Genomic DNA, 16,769 nt, shown 5'->3' on the forward strand with positions numbered 1-16,769 from the left:
GTCGGATCAGATCGTGTGACCGCCGTTGACCGTGATCCGCTGGGCGGTGACGAAGCCGGCGTCGTCAGAGACCACGTACGCGACCGCTCCGGCGACGTCCTCGGGTCGCCCGATCCGGCCGAGCGGGACCTCGGTGACGTACGCCGACGTGTCCGCGCCGGCGTGCCGCTCGACCGGGACCCAGCCCGGTGCGACCAGGTTGACGGTGATGCCGTACGGGCCGAGCTCGCGCGCCCAGATCTTGACCAGCTCGGCCTCGGCCGCCTTGGCCGCCGAGTACGCCGACCAGCCCGGCTTCGCCCGGTCCACCATGTCGGAACCGATCAGCACCACCCGGCCGAAGCGGTGCTCCTTCATGGTGGGCAGGGTGGCCCGGGCGAGCAGGGTGGGGCTCTTGACGAAGAAGGTCAGCTGGTCCAGGTGGTCCTGCCAGCTCAGGCTCTCCAGCTCGGTGACCGGTTGGGGTCCGGTGGCGTTGGCGACCACCCCGAGGACCGGACCCAGGTCGGCCGTCGCCGCCGCCACGAGACCGGCCACCGCGTCCTCGTCGGTCACGTCGGCCGCGTACGCCGCCGCCGAGCCGCCCGCACGACGGATGTCGTCGACCACCCGTTCGGCGTCGTCGACGCCGGAGCGGTAGTTGACGGCGACGGACCAACCATCGGCCGCCAGCCGTCGGGCGATGACCGCACCGAGGCCGCGGGAGGAACCGGTGACCAGCACGACACGGGAAGACGACACGTCCGAACGCTACCGGAGTGCCGCCCGGCCCCTCGGCTCGCTACGATCAGCCCAGGCGTGGTGAGAGCGCTCCTACCCCCTCGGGGTGAGAGCGCTCTGACTGCCAGGGACGAGGGTGGGAGTGTCGTGGCGAAGAAGCCGTCGGAGCAGCAGCGGGAGCGGAGTCGACCACGCAAGGGCGTCGACGTCCTGGACGACCCGTCGGGGCCGACCCGGCCGCCCACCCTCGAGACCGTCGCGGCCCGCGCCGGCGTGTCCCGGGCGACGGCATCGCGGGTCGTCAACCACCTCGACCGGGTCGCCCCCCACGTCGTGGCGTCGGTCAACGCAGCGATCGAGGAGCTGGGCTACGTGCCCAACCAGGCTGCCCGTTCCCTCGCCCGACGGCGGACCGCCGTGATCGCCGTGGTCATCCCCGAGTCGACCGAGCGGCTCTTCGCCGACCCCTTCTTCGCCACCGTCGTGCAGGGCGCGGCCGCCCACCTGCGCGGCACCGACTACACCCTCAACCTGGTGCTGGGATCGGACCAGGAGGACAAGAGCCGCCGCTACCTGACCGGCGGCAACGTCGACGGGGTGCTGGTGGTCTCCCAGCACGAGGGCGACCTGCCGCTGACCCGGCTCGGTCTGTCGGTGCCGATCGTCTTCGCCGGCCGCCCCGCCGTCGACTTCGGCGAGCACGGCCACTTCGTCGACGTCGACAACCGGGCGGCGGCGGCCACGGGGGTCCGGCACCTGGTCGAGCGGGGCCGGTCCCGGATCGCCACCATCGCCGGCGCCCAGGACCTGGCGGCCGGCCGCGACCGGCTGGCCGGCTGGCAGGACGTCCTCACCGACGCCGGGTTCGACTCCGACCTGGTCGAGGTGGGGGACTTCACCCCCGAGTCGGGCACCGTGGCGATGGAGCGGCTGCTCGACGGACCCGAGTTCGACGCGGTCTTCGCCGCGAACGACCAGATGGCCTTCGGGGCGATCTCGGCCCTCGCCCGGGCGGGACGATCGGTCCCCGGCGACGTGGCGGTGGTGGGCTTCGACGACGACCAGTTCAGCCGCGCCGCGCGACCGACCATCACCACGGTGCACCAGCCGGCTCGGGAGATGGGCGCGGTGATGGCGGCGCACCTGCTGGCCCTGCTGGCCGGCGAGCGGGTGGACCAGGTCACCGTGCTGCCGACCCGCCTGGTCGTGCGCGAGTCGTCCTGAGGCTCGAGGCGTCGGGGGAGTCTGCAGGCCGTGGCCGGGCCGGCTCAGCGGTCCGGTCCCGGGCGTGGCGGCGCCCGCGCCGGAAGGGGCCGGCGCGGGCGCGATGGGATCCTCGTTGATCATGTTCCTGGTGGGATCAGTGCTTCAGCATCGGGTCGGCGTTGAACGTGCTACGCGTCCAACGGTCGATCCAGCGCAGGGCACGACGGAATCTGTTGTCCGTGGTCACCTGGGCCATCATCACGAGTTCACCTCCTCCGAGCTTGGGTGGGTCGAGCCGTACGTCTCCTAGTCTGACATCGTTGTCAGGTCTACCGAAGCCCGCGTGACCGAGGTCATGTGACCATCGGACCGGGTGGTGCTGTCGAGTGCGCGTTCGTGCGTGGGTGCCCGTTCACGCCGCCGGAGAGGGACGCCGGCTCTCGACCGGTGGTGGAGGTGCGACTCAGCGGTCGCAGCCCCCGTCCTTGTCCGGCCGCGAGTACGCCCTGCGCACGTCGACGGTGCCCTTGTAGGCGTACGGGTCCTCGCCGGCGACCAGGACGATGTCGCGGAAGTCGGCGATGCCCATGTGCTCGTCGGCCCCGGGCGGCGACCACGGCAGCAGCGACTCCGCGCTCATGTAGTGGTTGGCCAGTGCGCGGCGGTAGCCGTGCCGACCCGAGTTCTCCAGCGACCGGTGCAGCAGGTAGCCGTTGAAGATCAGCGCCGTGCCCGCGGGGATCTCCACCGGTACGGCGTCGGAGTCGGCGTACGGGAAGTCGTAGGACTCGGTGGTGCAGTCGAAGCGCGGGTCATCCTGCTCGCGGGCGGGATACAGGACCCCTCGCCGGTGGGACCCCGGGAGCACCCACAGGCAGCCGTTCTCGATGGTCGCGTCGTCCAGGGCGATCCAGACGGCGGTGAGCGAGCGGTCCCGGGTCGGGATGAAGAACTCGTCCTGGTGCCAGGCCTGCCCCGGCTTGCCCTCGCTCTTGATGAACAGCATCGACTGCATGGCCTTGACGTTCGGACCGATCACCGAGACCAGGGCGTCGACGATCCTCGGCGTGTGCAGCGCGCGCTCGGCAGCGGCCGACAGCTTGTGCGGGTAGTGGATGCACAGGTACTGCCGCAGCATCTCCTCATCGGAGAGCGCAGCGGCCGGGCCGGTCCCCGGGTCCTGGCCCTCGGAGTATCCATAGGTGATGTCGCCGTAGTCACCGCGGCAGATCCTCAGGGCCTCGTCGTTGATCTCGGCGACCTCGCCCGGGGACAGGGCGTCACGAAGCAGGGCGAAACCGTTCTCGGCGAAGTGGGCGGCGAGCTCGGGACCCGCCGCGTCGAAGAAGGTCAGCTCGGGGCTGGGGCGGGTGGAGACGGCAGTCATGGGGGACCTCTCTGGTGCGACCTGCGGATGCCACCAGCGTGTCAGGACCCCGGCGCCCGAGGGAATGTCGCGGACCACCCGGTTAATATCCGATCGTGACATCGTCGTCCCTCACCATCCTCAAGCGGCAGTCGGTTCGGGCCGCGGACTACCCGGCCGGATCGACCTTCGGTCCGCGTGAGCTGTTCGACGACGAGTTCATCTGGTTGCTCCGCGGTTCGGCCATCTGGACCGTGCAGGAGGGTCGCGGGCGGCCGGGGGAGCAGATCACGCTGCGGCCGGGCATGCTGGCGCTGTCCCGGCTCGGCACGGTGGACCACCTCCAGTGGGACTCGCACCTGGTCTCCACCCACGGGTACGCGCACTTCACCATCGCCGACACGGAGCGGCTCGGGCCACGCAGCAGCTGGCCCAAGGTCCGCGACATGGCCGCCGCCCCGCTGCTCGGCGGGCTGACCACCTACCTTCTGGAGCTGGCCAAGCTCCCCGGCGAGCCGGCGGCCCGGCGCACCGACGAGCTGCTGACGCTGCTGCTGGACCTGTTCGTCACCGGACCCTTCGGCAGCTCGCCGTGGGAAGGGTTGCCGGGTCCCCTGGTGGCCGCGATCGACGCCGCGCGCACGATCTGGATCGCGGAGGGGATGAGGATCATCTCGGTGGAGGAGCTGTCCGACCGGGCGAGCATCTCGCCCGGACACCTGTTCCGGCTCTTCCGGGACGGCTACGGCGTGGGTCCGGCGCGCGCCCTCGAGCTGGTCCGGCTGGTCCGGGCGGCGACCTGGCTGCAGCGCAGCAACAGCACGTTGGCCGACATCGCCGCACGAGCCGGGTTCGCCAACGCCTACCACTTCTCGCGGCGCTTCTCCGGCGCCTACGGATCCGCCCCGGGAGCCTTCCGGCGACGAGGGACGACGTCCGACCCGTACGAGATCCTGCGCTCGCCCGCTCTCGTGTCGCTGGCCCAGGGCCTGCTGCAGGCACCGGCGCAGCCGGCCCGGATGCGCCGTGACGGTCAGCTGGTCGGCTGAGGCGACGGCAGCGTCTTGCCCAGGCAGACGACCTGGTCGGTGCCGGCGTAGTACCCGAACGCGGGGATGTCGGCGTAGCCGTGGCGTCGGTAGAAGGCGAGTGCGGCCCGCTGGGGGCGGCCGGTGGCGAGGATCATCGACGTGACGCCGGCGCGGGCCGCCTCGGACTCCAGCCTCGCCAGCACGGCGGCGGCCAGACCCTTCCGACGCGCGGCGGGAGCGACGAACATCCGGCGGATCTTGGCCACCCGCGCCCCGGAGCCGTCAGCGGTGACCGTCCAGCCGCCCATGGCCAGGGGTGCCCCGTCGACGTAGCCGACCACGAACCCGCCCTGCGGGGCGGCGAACTCGGACGGGGCCATCGGGTCCTCGTCGCGGCCGCCGTAGAGCTCGACGTAGTAGGCCTGGGCCCGCTCGGTCAGCTCTTGGGCGTCGGGGTGGTCGTAGGGCACCGGACGCAGCTCGAGCACGCGGGGGAGCCTAGTGGTGGCGACGTGACCCCGACCGCTCAGGCCAGGTCCACGACCAGGGCCAGGTGGTCGGAGACGGCCAGTCGGACGGCCCGCGAGGCCACCACCTCCGGGCCGTCCCCGCGGAGCAGGACGTGGTCGAGCTGCCGGGTCGGCCTGGCGGCCGGGTAGGTGAGGTGCTCGGCCAGCGACCGGTAGCCGGTGATCCGCCGAGGCAGGGACCCCCACATGTTGAAGTCGCCGGTGAGCAGCACCGGATCGGGCTCCTCGGCCAGCACCGAGGTGATCTCCTGCAGCTGTCGTACGCCGGAGCCGGGGATCCAGGTCAGGTGGGTGTTGACCACGGCCAGCGGCCCCGCCGGCGTGTCCAGGTGGGCCACCACCGCGGCCCGGGGCTCCTCGCCGACCGTCAGCTGCTGACGGAGCACGGGGAGCAGCACCGAGAAGCTGGGCCGCAGTCCCGGCAGCGAGATGTCCTGCCAGCGGCGCACCGGGAGGCGGGACAGCAGGGCGATGCCGTACTCGCCGGAGGCCCGGTGGGCGGGCGAGGACACCGCCCACATCGCCCCGGGGGTGCCGGCCAGAGTGGGGACGAAGCGGTGGTCGGTGGCCCCCATCGCCTCGGCGGCGACCTCGGCCAGGTCGGCGTGGTGGGAGCGGGACTGCTCGCGGTCGACCTCCTGCAGCGCCAGCACGTCGGGATCCAGCTCGATGACCGCCTGCCGCAGCAGGTCCAGGTCGACCGGTCGGCGGCGCCGGGGGGCGAGGGTCCGGGCCCGAGGCGTCAGCGACCTCCCGCCCCACAGGTTGAAGGTCACCAGCCGCACCCGACGACCGTAGCGTGGCCACGCGGGGAGCGGGCCGCCGTTCGGGCTCTCGCCGTGCGGGCTCTCGCCGTTCGGGGCTCAGCGGGGCAGCGGCGTCTTGTTGCGGTTGAGGAAGACCCCGATGAACACGGCGGCCAGCAGCGCGAAGGCCACGTACATGCTGATGTTCGCGTACGCCTCCACCACGACCCGGGCCGGCTCACCGAGCCAGAAGCCCAGCGCCACCCAGGTGCACTGGATGATCACGGCGCCGATGATGTTGACGATCCAGAACTTCTTCCAGCTCATCCCCGCCATCGCCACGGTGGCGTAGATGACCGCCGCCGGGATGGGGATCGGGAGGTAGGTGATCAGCACCGCCGGCACGCCCCAGCGGCGAGCCAGCCGCTCCGCCCGGTCGGCGTTGCGGGCGGCGCGCTTCGAGCGGCCACCCATCAGCTCGATCAGTCCCCGCCCCCACAGGCGACCCGCCAGGAAGTAGATCCAGTCGAACTTGACGATGCTGACGATGCCGAGCGCCAGCCCCAGGCCCCACAGCGGGTTGTCGGTCACCCCGAGGACCACCAGCGCTGACCGCGACCCCGTCAGGCCCGCCTGCAGCACCGGGTTGGCCACCACCAGGTACGCCCGCAGCGGCAGCATGATCAGCCCGTAGACCCCGACCACGGCGATGCCGATCCAGCAGACGAGGTCGGCCCGGCCCGGCTTGCCCTTCCAGGGCATCCGCGGGTCGTCCCACCACTCCTTCTCGGTCTCGTCATCGACGGCCCGGCTCTCAGCCGACTCGCTGTCGGCGCTCACGGCCAACGGTTCCGGGGTGTCCTGGGAGGGTGTGGGGGCGTCCTGGGGGACCCCCGTCCCGGGTGGGCCCGGTCGGCCCGGCCCGTCGGTGGTCCCCGCGTCGGGGGTGCGTACGTCGGGGCGGGAGGTCACCGCCGGATCGGCGAGCTCTCGATCCCGCTCGTCACTCACGCGTCCACCCGTGCCATCGAACACCCACTCCTGAGTCGCTGCGGCGCCGTCCGGCCCACCGATCAGCCTCACACGGTAGCCGTCGACGAGCCGAAACCTCTGGCTCGCCGACCCCGGAGCGACCAGACTCGGCCCCACACGACTCCGCGGGGGGTGGCCGCCCCCGGTGGAGGCACCGAGGGCCGGATGAAGGTGAAGGGTGTGGACCGACGGGACGGGGATCAACAGGACGGGGATCGGCCGGACGGGTATCCGGCAGCCGACCGGCAGCGGGCCGTGCTGGAGCGGGTGCTGGCGGAGTCGCGGGTCTTCCTGGACGGTCTCGCGACCCGCCCGGTGAGTGCTCGGGCGGACGTGGACGAGGTGGCCGCCGCTCTCGGTGGCCCGCTGCCCGCCGACGGCACCGACCCGCTCGCCGTCATCGACGCGCTGGTCCGTGGCGCCGAGCCCGGTGTGGTGGCGATGCCGTCACCCCGCTTCTTCGGCTGGGTGATCGGCGGGGTGCTGCCGGCCGCGCTCGGTGCGGACTGGCTCACGTCGCTGTGGGACCAGAACGCCGGTCTGCTGGTCTCCTCTCCGGCAGCCGCCGGTGCCGAGCGGGTGGCCGGTGGCTGGCTGCTGGATCTGCTCGGACTCCCCGCTTCTTCGGCGGTCGGTTACGTCACCGGCGGCATGATGGCCAACTTCACCTGCCTGGCCGCGGCCCGGGACGCGGTGCTGCGTCGGGTCGGCTGGGACGTGGCGGTCGACGGGCTGCTGGGCTGCCCGCCCGTCCGGGTGCTGGTCGGCCGCGAGCGGCACGACACCATCGACCTCTCGCTGCGTCTGCTGGGACTCGGAGCCGGGCGCGCCGTCCAGGTCGACGTGGACGAGCAGGGCCGGATGCTCCCGGCCGCCCTCGCGGCCGCCCTGGACGACGGACCAGCCGGCGCGGCCACCATCGTCTGCCTTCAGGCCGGCAACGTGCACAGCGGCGCGTACGACCCCTTCGGCGACTGCATCGACCTGGCCCACCGCTCCGGTGCCTGGGTCCACGTGGACGGGGCGTTCGGGCTGTGGGCCGCTGCGTCCCCGGCGCTGCGCCCGCTGCTGGCCGGTGCCGAACGCGCCGACTCCTGGGCCACCGACGCGCACAAGACGCTGAACGTCCCGTACGACAACGGGATCGCGATCGTCGCCGACGCGGCGGCCCTGCACGCCGCCATGGGGATCGAGGCGGCGTACCTGATCAAGGACGCCCGGCCCGACCCGATGGACGCGGTGCCCGAGTTCTCCCGTCGGGCCCGGGGGTTCACCGTGTGGGCGGCGCTGAGGTCCCTGGGCCGCGACGGGGTCGCCGCCATGGTGGAGGGGCTGGCGGCCCGGGCGCGGCGGTTCGCCGAGCAGCTGAGCGACGTCGACGGCGTCGAGGTCGTCAACGACGTGGTCTTCACCCAGGTCTGCGTCCGCCTCGGCTCGGCGGAGGTGACCCGGGAGGTGGCCCGGCGGTTGCTGGCCGACGGGACGGCGTGGATGACGCCGTCGACCTGGCACGGTCAGACGGTGCTGCGGATCTCGGTGTCGAACCACCGCACGAACGACGCCGACGTCGACGCCTCGGTCGCCGCCCTGGTCCGGATCCTCGACGACGTGCGTTCCGGCACGGCCCGGACCCCGTCGAGCCGCCCGACCGGGTTGCCCGACCGGAGCGGCCCGGACTCTCGTCCGGGTGCTGCGGACGCCGGGGACCCGCAGTCGCCCGGGTCGTACGCCGGTGTTGAGTAGGCTGACCCGAGCAGCTCCCCCGTGACGACGATCGAGGAACCACCGTGTTCGACACCCTGCAGGACCGCCTGGCGGCGACGTTCAAGAGCCTCCGTGGCAAGGGCCGCATCACCGAGGCCGACATCGACGAGACCGCCCGGGAGATTCGGCGCGCGCTGCTCGAGGCCGACGTCAACCTGGCCGTGGTCAAGGACTTCGTGGCGGCGGTCAAGGAACGCGCCCGCGGGGCGGAGCTGCACGGGGCCCTGAACCCGGCCCAGCAGATCGTCAAGATCGTCAACGACGAGCTGGTCACCATCCTCGGCGGTGAGACCCGGACCATCCGCTACGCCAAGCGCCCGCCGACGGTGATCATGCTGGCCGGTCTGCAGGGCGCCGGCAAGACGACGCTCGCCGGCAAGCTGGCGGTCTGGTTCAAGGGCCAGGGACACTCCCCGCTGCTGGTGGCGGCCGACCTCCAGCGACCGAACGCGGTCAACCAGCTGCAGGTCGTGGGGCAGCGGGCCGGTGTGCACGTCTTCGCCCCGGAGCCCGGCAACGCCTCGTCGAACGACGACCTCGACAGGCCGAGGGGCAACCCGGTCGAGGTGGCGAAGAACTCGATCACCGAGGCCGAGCGTCGGCTCTACGACGTGGTCATCGTCGACACCGCGGGCCGACTGGGCATCGACGCCGAGCTGATGCAGCAGGCTGCCGACATCCGCGACGCCGTGCGGCCCGACGAGGTGCTGTTCGTGGTCGACGCGATGATCGGCCAGGACGCGGTCAACACCGCGAACGCGTTCGCCGAGGGCGTCGGCTTCGACGGGGTCGTGCTGACCAAGCTCGACGGTGACGCCCGTGGTGGTGCCGCGCTGTCGATCGCCCGGGTGACGGGCAAGCCGATCATGTTCGCCTCCAACGGCGAGGGTCAGCGGGACTTCGACGTCTTCCACCCCGACCGGATGGCGAGCCGGATCCTCGGCATGGGCGACATGCTCACCCTGATCGAGCAGGCCGAGAAGACCTTCGACGCCGAGCAGTCGGCCAAGGCCGCGGCCAAGCTGACCGGCCAGGGCGGCGAGTTCGGTCTGTCGGACTTCCTGCAGCAGATGCAGATGGTCCGCAAGATGGGTCCGCTCTCCAAGATCTTCGGGATGCTCCCGGGGATGGGGGACATGAAGGACCAGCTGAACAACATCGACGAGAAGGAGGTCGACCGGCTCGAGGCGATCATCCACTCGATGACCCCGGCCGAGCGCGACAGTCCCAAGATCATCGACGGTTCGCGACGGGCCCGGATCGCCAAGGGCTCCGGCACCCAGGTCAGCGAGGTCAACAACCTGGTCGACCGGTTCTTCGAGGCCCGCAAGATGATGACGGCGATGGCCAGCGGGAAGATGCCCGGCATGCCGGGGCTGCCCGGGATGGGCGGTGGACCGAAGCGCCAGCAGGCCAAGGCCAAGAAGAAGAACGCCCGCGGCGTCTCCGGCAACCCGGCCAAGCGCAACCAGCTCCCGGCACCCGCCGCGGTGGACCAGGGATCTGCCTTCGGTGTGCCCCAGAACATGGACCCGGCCGAGCTGCAGAAGGCGCTGGGCGACTTCCAGCTGCCGCCGGAGCTGACCAAGCGGCTCGGCAAGTAGGACTCGACCGCACCGATGGGCGCCGGGGTGCTGGGGGCCGACCGGTTCCACCTCAGCGGCGTGGTGCTGCCGGACGGTGAGCACCGCGATCTCTGGGTCGTCGACGGCGTCGTCCGTGAGGACCCGGTCCGGGACGCGATCACGTTGGTCGGTCGCGGCTACCTGCTGCCGGGGCTGGTCGACGCTCACTGCCACGTCGGTCTGGAGTCGTCCGGGGCGGTGCCGGACGACGTGGCCGAGCAGCACGCGTTGGCCGAGCGCGCCGGCGGGGCGCTGCTGCTGCGTGACGCCGGCAGCCCGGCCGACACCCGCTGGATCGATGATCGGGAGGACCTGCCTCGGCTGATCCGGGCCGGCCGGCACATCGCCCGACCGAAGCGGTACCTGCGTCACTACGGCGCCGAGGTCGAGCCGGACGCCCTGGTGGCCGAGGTGGAGCGCCAGGCGGCCCGCGGGGACGGCTGGGTCAAGCTGGTCGGCGACTGGATCGACCGGGAGAGCGGTGACCTCGCCCCGCTGTGGCCGGTCGAGACGGCGCGGTCGGCCATCGACCGGGCGCACCAGCTGGGGGCCCGGGTGACCGCGCACGCGTTCGGCGAGCAGGCCGCCGCCGAGCTGGTCGCGGCCGGGATCGACGGCATCGAGCACGGCACCGGGATCGGGCCCGAGGTGATCGCCCAGATGGCCGAGCGGCAGGTCGCGCTGGTGCCGACCCTGCTGCAGCTGGACAACTTCGAGACCTACGCGGCCCAGGGCGAAGCGAGGTTCCCCCGCTACGCCACCCACATGCGCGCCCTCTACGCCCGGCGCCTCGACACCTTCGCCGCCGCGCACGACGCCGGCGTGCCGATCTACGCCGGCACCGACGCGGGCGGCTACCTGCCGCACGGTCTGGTCGGTCAGGAGATCGCGGCACTGGCCGACATCCTGGGGCCGGAGGGCGCGCTCGCCGCCGGCTCGTGGGCGGCGCGGCGCTGGCTAGGCCGGCCGGACACCCTGACCGACGGGGCACCCGCGGACCTGGTCGTACTCGACGAGGACCCGCGCCGCGACCTCGAGGTCCTGCGGCGGCCGCGCTACGTGATCCTCCGCGGACGGGTGGTCGAGGCCGGCGCGTGAAAGTCAGCTCGACCTGGGCCGAAACGGCGCGACACGCCGTGCCGGCGCCAGGTCGCGCTGCGTTCGACGCGGACCTATCCAGACCTGATGCTGCGGGTCGGCGGGCCGGGCTGCTCCGCCCGGCGGGACGCCTTGGGGCTGCATGGTGGGATGGGGGCGTCATGGTGTCCGCGTCCTTCCCCGTCGTTGCCCGCCGCCTGCTGCTGACCGCCCTCGCCGGGATCGGCGCGCTGCTGATCGGCGTCGGCCCGGCCCTGCTGCCCGCGTACGCCGACGACGCCCCGGTCACCGAGATCACCCTGCAGACACCCGGCACGCCCGAGCCGGACGGTGCCCCGGTCACGCTGGACACGTCGCTGTGGACCACGGACCCCGGCGTACCCCAGCCGGCCATCGTGCTGGCCCACGGCTTCGGCGGCACCAAGGCCGATGCCGCGCAGATCGCCCAGACCCTGGCCCGCACCGGCTACACGGTGATCACCTACACGGCCCGGGGCTTCGGCGCGTCCGGCGGCCTCATCCACCTCGGCAACCCCGCCTTCGAGGGCCGCGACGCGGTGCGGGTGGTCGACGAGGCCGCGTCCCGCCCCGAGGTCGCCGAGGTCGGCGGGGATCCGCTGATCGGCTTCGCCGGGGCCTCGTACGGGGGTGCGGCGGCGCTGATGGCCGCGGGGCTGGACCCGCGGGTCGACGCGGTGGTGTCCGCGTTCACCTGGAACAGCCTCACCCAGGCGCTGGTGCCGCAGCACGCCGTCCGCGGGACCGGCTCCTCGCTCGCCGACGTCACCCCGGCCGACGACGCCGGCGTGTTCAAGCAACGGTGGGCCGGCCTGTTCTTCCTGAGCGGTCTGCAGGGCGGCGCCGGGGCGGGCTCATCGGGTCAGGGCGGGTCGTCCGGCCAGGGCGGTGGCCAGGGGGCTCAGCTGTGCGGCCGGTTCGCCACCGACATCTGCCAGGAGTATCTGCAGACCGCCCTCACCGGCGACCCGTCGCCCGGTCTGCTCCAGCTGCTCGACCGCTCCTCGATGGACCGGGTGCTGCCCCAGATCACCGCGCCGACCCTGATCGTGCAGGGCGAGGACGACACGCTCTTCACCCTCGACCAGGCCGACGCCAACTTCCGCGGGCTGCCTGCCAGCACCCCCGCCGCCATGGCCTGGGTCGAGGGTGGTCACGACGGCGGCATCGACCTCGATGCGCTGCTGCCGCAGTGGCGGTCCTGGTTCGACCGCTATCTCCGCGACGACCGGAACGCTCCTACCCCGCCGACGTTCAGCGCCTCCATCCCCACCACCGCCCTCGTCGGTCGGGACCAGGGTGAGGACGAGCCGACGACCGTCACCACCGGCGACTACCCGGGACGCACCGGTGGCGCGCTGGAGCAGACCACCCGGGCGCTGGACGGAACGCGGCAACAGGTCGTGTCCCCACCCGGGGGCGTGCCGACGGCGATGACGAGCCTGCCGGGCGGCTCCGAGGCCATCGGGGGAGCGGCTGCCGTGGCGGCCTACCCGCTGGCCGTGCTGCCCGGCCAGTCCGCCGTCTTCACCTCCGAGGTGCTGCAGGAGCCGCAGACCCTGCTGGGCAGTGGTCGGATCCGGCTGGAGCTGACGTCGTCGGCGACCAGCGCGACCCTGTTCGTGTCCCTGTGGGACCTCGGTCCCGACACCACGCCGGCCAGCCCGACCCCGGGCGCCGGTGGCGCCGGCTCGTCGGCACCGGGTGGCCTCCCGCAGACCGCGGTGCTGCCGCAGTCGGTGGTCGCGCCGGTGCACCTCGTCGGCCTGACGCCGGATCGGGCCAGCACCGTCGAGGTGGCCCTGCCCGCGGTCGCCCACCAGGTGCCGGTCGGACACCGGCTCCGGGTCGTCGTCTCCAGCACCGACCAGGCGTACGCCAACCGCAAGGACGGTGCCGTCTACGACCTCGCCGTCTCCGGTCGGGCCGCGCTCACGCTGCCCCGGTTGCCGAGCGCCGAGGTCGTGCCGCCGACCCTGGACGTCTCGCTGCCGCTGCTGCTGGTGGTGTCGTCGCTGGTCGTGCTCGCCGCCGTCGGGGCGCTGGTGCTCGGCCGCCGGGAGCGCGCCGGGGTCGTGCGTGCGGAGCTGCGTGGCGTGCCGCTGGTGGTGGAGGACCTGCAGAAGACGTACCGGGACGGTCTGCGGGCGGTGGACGGTGTCTCCTTCCGTGCCGAACCCGGGCAGGTGGTCGGGCTGCTGGGTCCCAACGGGGCCGGCAAGACGACGGTGATGCGGATGCTGGTGGGGCTGATCCGACCCGACGCGGGGACGGTGTTCGTCCACGGCGAGTCGGTCAGCGAGGGCGCCGAGGTGCTGCGGGACGTCGGGGCGTTCATCGAGGGTCCGGGGTTCCTGCCCCACCTGACCGGGCGGCAGAACCTGGACGCCTACTGGGAGGTCACCGGCCGCCCGGCTGCGGAGGCGCACCTGGACGAGGCCCTGGCCGTGGCCGGTCTGGGGCCGGCGCTCGACCGTCGCGTGCGGGCTTACAGCCAGGGCATGCGGCAGCGGCTGGGCATCGCCCAGGCCATGCTCGGCCAGCCGCCGCTGCTGCTGCTCGACGAGCCGACGAACGGTCTCGACCCGCCCCAGATCAACGCCATGCGCGCCGTGCTGCGCGATTACGCCGCGAGCGGCCGGACGGTCGTCGTCTCCAGCCACCTGCTCGGCGAGGTCGAGCAGACCTGCACGCACGTGGTGATGATGGCCGGCGGCCGGGTGGTGCTGTCCGGCTCGGTGGACGATCTGACCCGCGGGCACACGGTGTCGCTGGAGCAGGTCTTCCTGGACTCGATGACCGAGGTCGCCCGATGACGGGGCGCACCCGATGACGTCTCCCGTCGTGCTGGCCGTCACCAAGCCGCTGCCGCTCCGCGCCGAGATCGTCCGCCAGCTGCGGCGTCGTCGCACCCTCGGGGTGCTGATCGTGCTGGTGGCGCTGCCGTTGATCCTGATCGCCGCCTTCTCGCTGGCCGGGGACGGCGGCGGGCCCGGGCCGCGGTCCTTCGTCGACCTCGGTCAGGAGAGCGGAGCCAACCTGACCGTCTTCGCGCTGTTCGCCTCGACCGGGTTCCTGATCGTCGTCGTGGTCGCCCTGTTCGCCGGCGACTCGGTGCCGACCGAGGCGTCGTGGTCGAGCCTGCGCTACCTGCTGGCGGCGCCCGTGTCCCGGACGAGGCTGATCCGCCAGAAGCTGATCACGGCGGCGATCTTCTCGACCGCCTCGCTCGTCTTCCTCCCGGCGTGGTCGCTGCTCGTCGGCGGGATCGCGTACGGCTTCGGTCCCTACATCGGCCCGACCGGCGAGCAGATCGGCTGGCCCGCCTTCGCCGGCCGGCTCGCGGTCATCGTCGTCTACCTCCTGCTCAGCCAGCTGGTGGTGGCCGCCCTGGCGTTCGCGTTCGGGGTCTGGACCGACGCCCCCCTGGGGGCGGTCGGCGGCGCCGTGGTGATCATGATCGTGATGGCCATCCTGGACACCATCTCCGCCCTCGGCGACCTGCGGCAGGCGCTGCCCGGTCACTACGCCTTCGCCTGGGCCGACGCGCTCTCGGCGCAGATCGACCCTTCCGACATGATCAGCGGGGTGCTGTGGTCGGTCGGCTACGCGGTGGTGGTGACCTCCGCCGCCGTCTGGCACTTCCTGCGCAAGGACGTCACCAGCTGAGCCGTCCCGGTCAACGGAGGGTCAGGGTCCACGGGCCCGCGCAGGTGATCAACAGCACCCACGGGTCGGTGCCGTGCGGTGGGTCGATCGTGACCGTGTCCTCGGTGTTCTCTCGGATCACCCGACCCACGTCGTACTCGGTGGCGCCCGGAGGCCGGGCGAACGTCTTGACGAACGACGTCGGGGGGCAGCGCAGGGTGACCGGCCCGCTGGTGCTGACCCGGACGAACGTGGTGTCCCGCCGGTCGACCGTCGCCGTCTGCACGGGCAGCGCGTCGAACGGCGTCAGCACCAGGGTCCAGGCGGCGCCGGTCCTCACCTTCACCAGCAGGCGGTTCCGCGGTCCCGGGTCGATGTAGTCCACCACGTCGTCGTAGCGCTTCGGGGTGGTCAGCGGTCCGCCGCCCAGCGGGTGCGGGCGAGCCAGGTCGACCAGCCAGGTCGGGGTGGTGCAGGTCGGGCAGGAGAACTGCACCCTGGTCGGGTTGCCCGGGAACCGGGCGTAACGGACCTCGCTGTTGCCGCGGCCCTGGACCGTGAGCCCGGCCGCCGGGATCTGCCCGGCCGGGCGCACCGGGAAGCCCGGCCACGGCGTCGGGGTGTCGGCCGGAGGCGTGCGCGGCGCCCCGGCCGGAGGGAGATCGGACGGGTAGGGCTGCCCGGCCCGGTCGACGCGGGGGGTCAGGACGAACCACGCCGCCACCACCACGGACACCGCCAGCGCCACGACGACGACGTCGGTGACCGCCGGCCGTCTCTGCGTGCTCATCGCGGCTCAGGGTAGCCGCGGCTCGAGGTCACGGCGGCGCACCGGGAGCGAGGCGACTGCCCGTACGCCACGGGCGCGGTGCGCGTCGTCCGACCTCTGTCGGCTTCCACTCGAGGCGGCGAGCACCACCGACAGCGGCTCGGTCGAGATGGCGCGCCGTGCTCGCGTTGCGGTCCGCGACTTCGGCCGCTCGGCGTGGTCTGCTGAAACGACATGCGTACGAATGGGAGAACACGATGGCCGAACCTCTGACCCGCCGCAGCCTGCTGCACCGTGTGGGAGGTGTCGCCGCGCTGGCCGTCGGCGGCCCTGCCCTCCTGGCCGCCTGCGGCAACGACACGAGCGCGCTCAGCGGCAACCAGACGAACGTCAGCGACTACGACCAGATCATCGCCGACGGGCCGGTGGCCGACGACGCGACCATCAAGGCCAGTCCGTGGGCGGTCACGATCGAGGAGGCCGGGTCGCTGCGGATGGGTGGCTCCGACGCCGGACCCCTGTTCAGCATGAAGGATCCGGCCACCGGCAAGCTGACCGGCTTCGACGCCGGTCTGGCCCAGCTGCTCTCGCACTACATCACCGGCAAGCCCGACGGGCCGATCGCGCTGACCATCAGCACGGTCGACACCCGCGAGACGCTGGTGCAGAACAAGACGGTGGACGTCGTCGTGGCCACCTACTCGATCACCCCGGAACGGGCGAAGAAGGTCGCGTTCGCCGGTCCGTACTACCGCTCCGGCGACGCGGTCATGATCAAGACCGAGACCACCGGCATCAACGGGGTCACCGACCTGGACGGTAAGAAGGTGGCCACCCAGCAGGGCTCCACCGCGGCCGACCGGATCAAGCAGGTCGCGCCGGGGGCGGCGGTCAGCCTGTTCCCCGACGACGCCCAGTGCCTCGCCGCGCTGAAGACCGACCGGGTGGACGCGTACGTGCTGGACCAGGGCATCCTCATCTCCAACGCCAGCACCGACGACACCCTGAAGGTCGTGGGGGAGCCGTTCTCCGACGACTACTACGGCATCGGGGTCACCCGGGACGACTCGACGGCGAAGCAGTTCGTCGACCAGTTCCTGAGCACGATCTTCGAGAACGGTGCCTGGCTGAAGATGTGGCAGGCGACGATCGGGACCGTGGTCACCGGTGAGCAGCCGACGCCACCCGAGATCGGCTCCGCACCGGGGTCCTGAGC

The 16,769-nt window shown here is 72.5% G+C and carries 14 protein-coding genes; 8 read left to right on the forward strand and 6 right to left on the reverse strand.

The window, feature by feature from the left end; translation table 11 throughout:
- Positions 1-6: 6 nt before the first annotated feature.
- Positions 7-741 (reverse strand): SDR family oxidoreductase, encoded by a 735-nt coding sequence (locus tag ABD714_RS17190; RefSeq protein ID WP_344813667.1) that lies wholly within the window; start codon positions 739-741, stop codon positions 7-9.
- 126 nt (positions 742-867) lie between these two features.
- On the opposite strand from ABD714_RS17190, the gene ABD714_RS17195 reads away from it, so the two are divergent.
- Complete coding sequence (locus ABD714_RS17195; protein ID WP_344813668.1) at positions 868-1,944, forward strand: LacI family DNA-binding transcriptional regulator; 1,077 nt, start codon at positions 868-870, stop codon at positions 1,942-1,944.
- A 445-nt stretch (positions 1,945-2,389) separates the two neighbouring features.
- Here the strand turns inward: ABD714_RS17195 and ABD714_RS17200 are convergent, their stop codons facing one another.
- Complete coding sequence (locus ABD714_RS17200; RefSeq protein WP_344813669.1) at positions 2,390-3,313, reverse strand: phytanoyl-CoA dioxygenase family protein; 924 nt, start codon at positions 3,311-3,313, stop codon at positions 2,390-2,392.
- A gap of 95 nt (positions 3,314-3,408) precedes the next feature.
- On the opposite strand from ABD714_RS17200, the gene ABD714_RS17205 reads away from it, so the two are divergent.
- The gene (locus ABD714_RS17205; protein WP_344813670.1) at positions 3,409-4,341 is read left to right on the forward strand and encodes a helix-turn-helix transcriptional regulator; all 933 of its coding nucleotides are present in this window, start codon (positions 3,409-3,411) and stop codon (positions 4,339-4,341) included.
- On the opposite strand, the gene ABD714_RS17210 is transcribed toward ABD714_RS17205, so the two are convergent.
- The 3 genes from ABD714_RS17210 to ABD714_RS17220 form a co-directional block, all read right to left on the reverse strand.
- Positions 4,326-4,811, reverse strand: coding sequence for a GNAT family N-acetyltransferase (locus tag ABD714_RS17210; protein WP_344813671.1), 486 nt, complete (start codon positions 4,809-4,811; stop codon positions 4,326-4,328). The two genes, ABD714_RS17205 and ABD714_RS17210, sit on opposite strands and share 16 nt — an antisense overlap.
- Positions 4,812-4,849: 38 nt before the next feature.
- Positions 4,850-5,638 (reverse strand): endonuclease/exonuclease/phosphatase family protein, encoded by a 789-nt coding sequence (locus ABD714_RS17215; RefSeq protein ID WP_344813672.1) that lies wholly within the window; start codon positions 5,636-5,638, stop codon positions 4,850-4,852.
- A gap of 78 nt (positions 5,639-5,716) precedes the next feature.
- A complete protein-coding gene (locus ABD714_RS17220) occupies positions 5,717-6,610 on the reverse strand; it encodes a DedA family protein (protein WP_344813673.1) in 894 nt (297 codons plus the stop codon).
- Between the two features lie 201 nt (positions 6,611-6,811).
- On the opposite strand from ABD714_RS17220, the gene ABD714_RS17225 reads away from it, so the two are divergent.
- From ABD714_RS17225 to ABD714_RS17245, 5 genes are all read left to right on the forward strand, one after another.
- Entirely contained in the window at positions 6,812-8,374 is a 1,563-nt protein-coding gene (locus ABD714_RS17225) for a pyridoxal phosphate-dependent decarboxylase family protein (protein WP_344813674.1), read from the forward strand.
- A gap of 44 nt (positions 8,375-8,418) precedes the next feature.
- Entirely contained in the window at positions 8,419-9,999 is a 1,581-nt protein-coding gene (gene ffh, locus ABD714_RS17230) for a signal recognition particle protein (protein ID WP_344813675.1), read from the forward strand.
- A 15-nt stretch (positions 10,000-10,014) separates the two neighbouring features.
- Positions 10,015-11,118, forward strand: coding sequence for an amidohydrolase family protein (locus ABD714_RS17235; protein ID WP_344813676.1), 1,104 nt, complete (start codon positions 10,015-10,017; stop codon positions 11,116-11,118).
- 161 nt (positions 11,119-11,279) lie between these two features.
- Positions 11,280-13,952, forward strand: coding sequence for an alpha/beta fold hydrolase (locus tag ABD714_RS17240; RefSeq protein ID WP_344813677.1), 2,673 nt, complete (start codon positions 11,280-11,282; stop codon positions 13,950-13,952).
- A gap of 13 nt (positions 13,953-13,965) precedes the next feature.
- A complete protein-coding gene (locus tag ABD714_RS17245; RefSeq protein WP_344813678.1) occupies positions 13,966-14,805 on the forward strand; it encodes an ABC transporter permease in 840 nt (279 codons plus the stop codon).
- A 10-nt stretch (positions 14,806-14,815) separates the two neighbouring features.
- On the opposite strand, the gene ABD714_RS17250 is transcribed toward ABD714_RS17245, so the two are convergent.
- Positions 14,816-15,574, reverse strand: a complete 759-nt coding sequence (locus ABD714_RS17250) for a hypothetical protein (protein WP_344813679.1) — start codon at positions 15,572-15,574, stop codon at positions 14,816-14,818.
- 236 nt (positions 15,575-15,810) lie between these two features.
- On the opposite strand from ABD714_RS17250, the gene ABD714_RS17255 reads away from it, so the two are divergent.
- Positions 15,811-16,767: a glutamate ABC transporter substrate-binding protein gene (locus ABD714_RS17255; RefSeq protein ID WP_344813680.1), complete on the forward strand. Its 957-nt coding sequence runs from the start codon at positions 15,811-15,813 to the stop codon at positions 16,765-16,767.
- Positions 16,768-16,769: the final 2 nt, after the last annotated feature.

The sequence above is a fragment of the Microlunatus aurantiacus genome (assembly GCF_039536605.1).
In the GTDB taxonomy this organism is placed as follows: Bacteria; Actinomycetota; Actinomycetes; order Propionibacteriales; family Propionibacteriaceae; genus Microlunatus; species Microlunatus aurantiacus.

Coding starts and splice junctions, on each gene's coding strand:
- ABD714_RS17200 (WP_344813669.1), bottom strand. CDS start 3,313: ATGACTGCCGTCTCCACCCGCCCCAGCCCCGAGCTGACCTTCTTCGAC.
- ABD714_RS17235 (WP_344813676.1), top strand. CDS start 10,015: ATGGGCGCCGGGGTGCTGGGGGCCGACCGGTTCCACCTCAGCGGCGTG.
- ABD714_RS17240 (WP_344813677.1), top strand. CDS start 11,280: ATGGTGTCCGCGTCCTTCCCCGTCGTTGCCCGCCGCCTGCTGCTGACC.
- ABD714_RS17245 (WP_344813678.1), top strand. CDS start 13,966: ATGACGTCTCCCGTCGTGCTGGCCGTCACCAAGCCGCTGCCGCTCCGC.
- ABD714_RS17250 (WP_344813679.1), bottom strand. CDS start 15,574: ATGAGCACGCAGAGACGGCCGGCGGTCACCGACGTCGTCGTCGTGGCG.
- ABD714_RS17255 (WP_344813680.1), top strand. CDS start 15,811: ATGGCCGAACCTCTGACCCGCCGCAGCCTGCTGCACCGTGTGGGAGGT.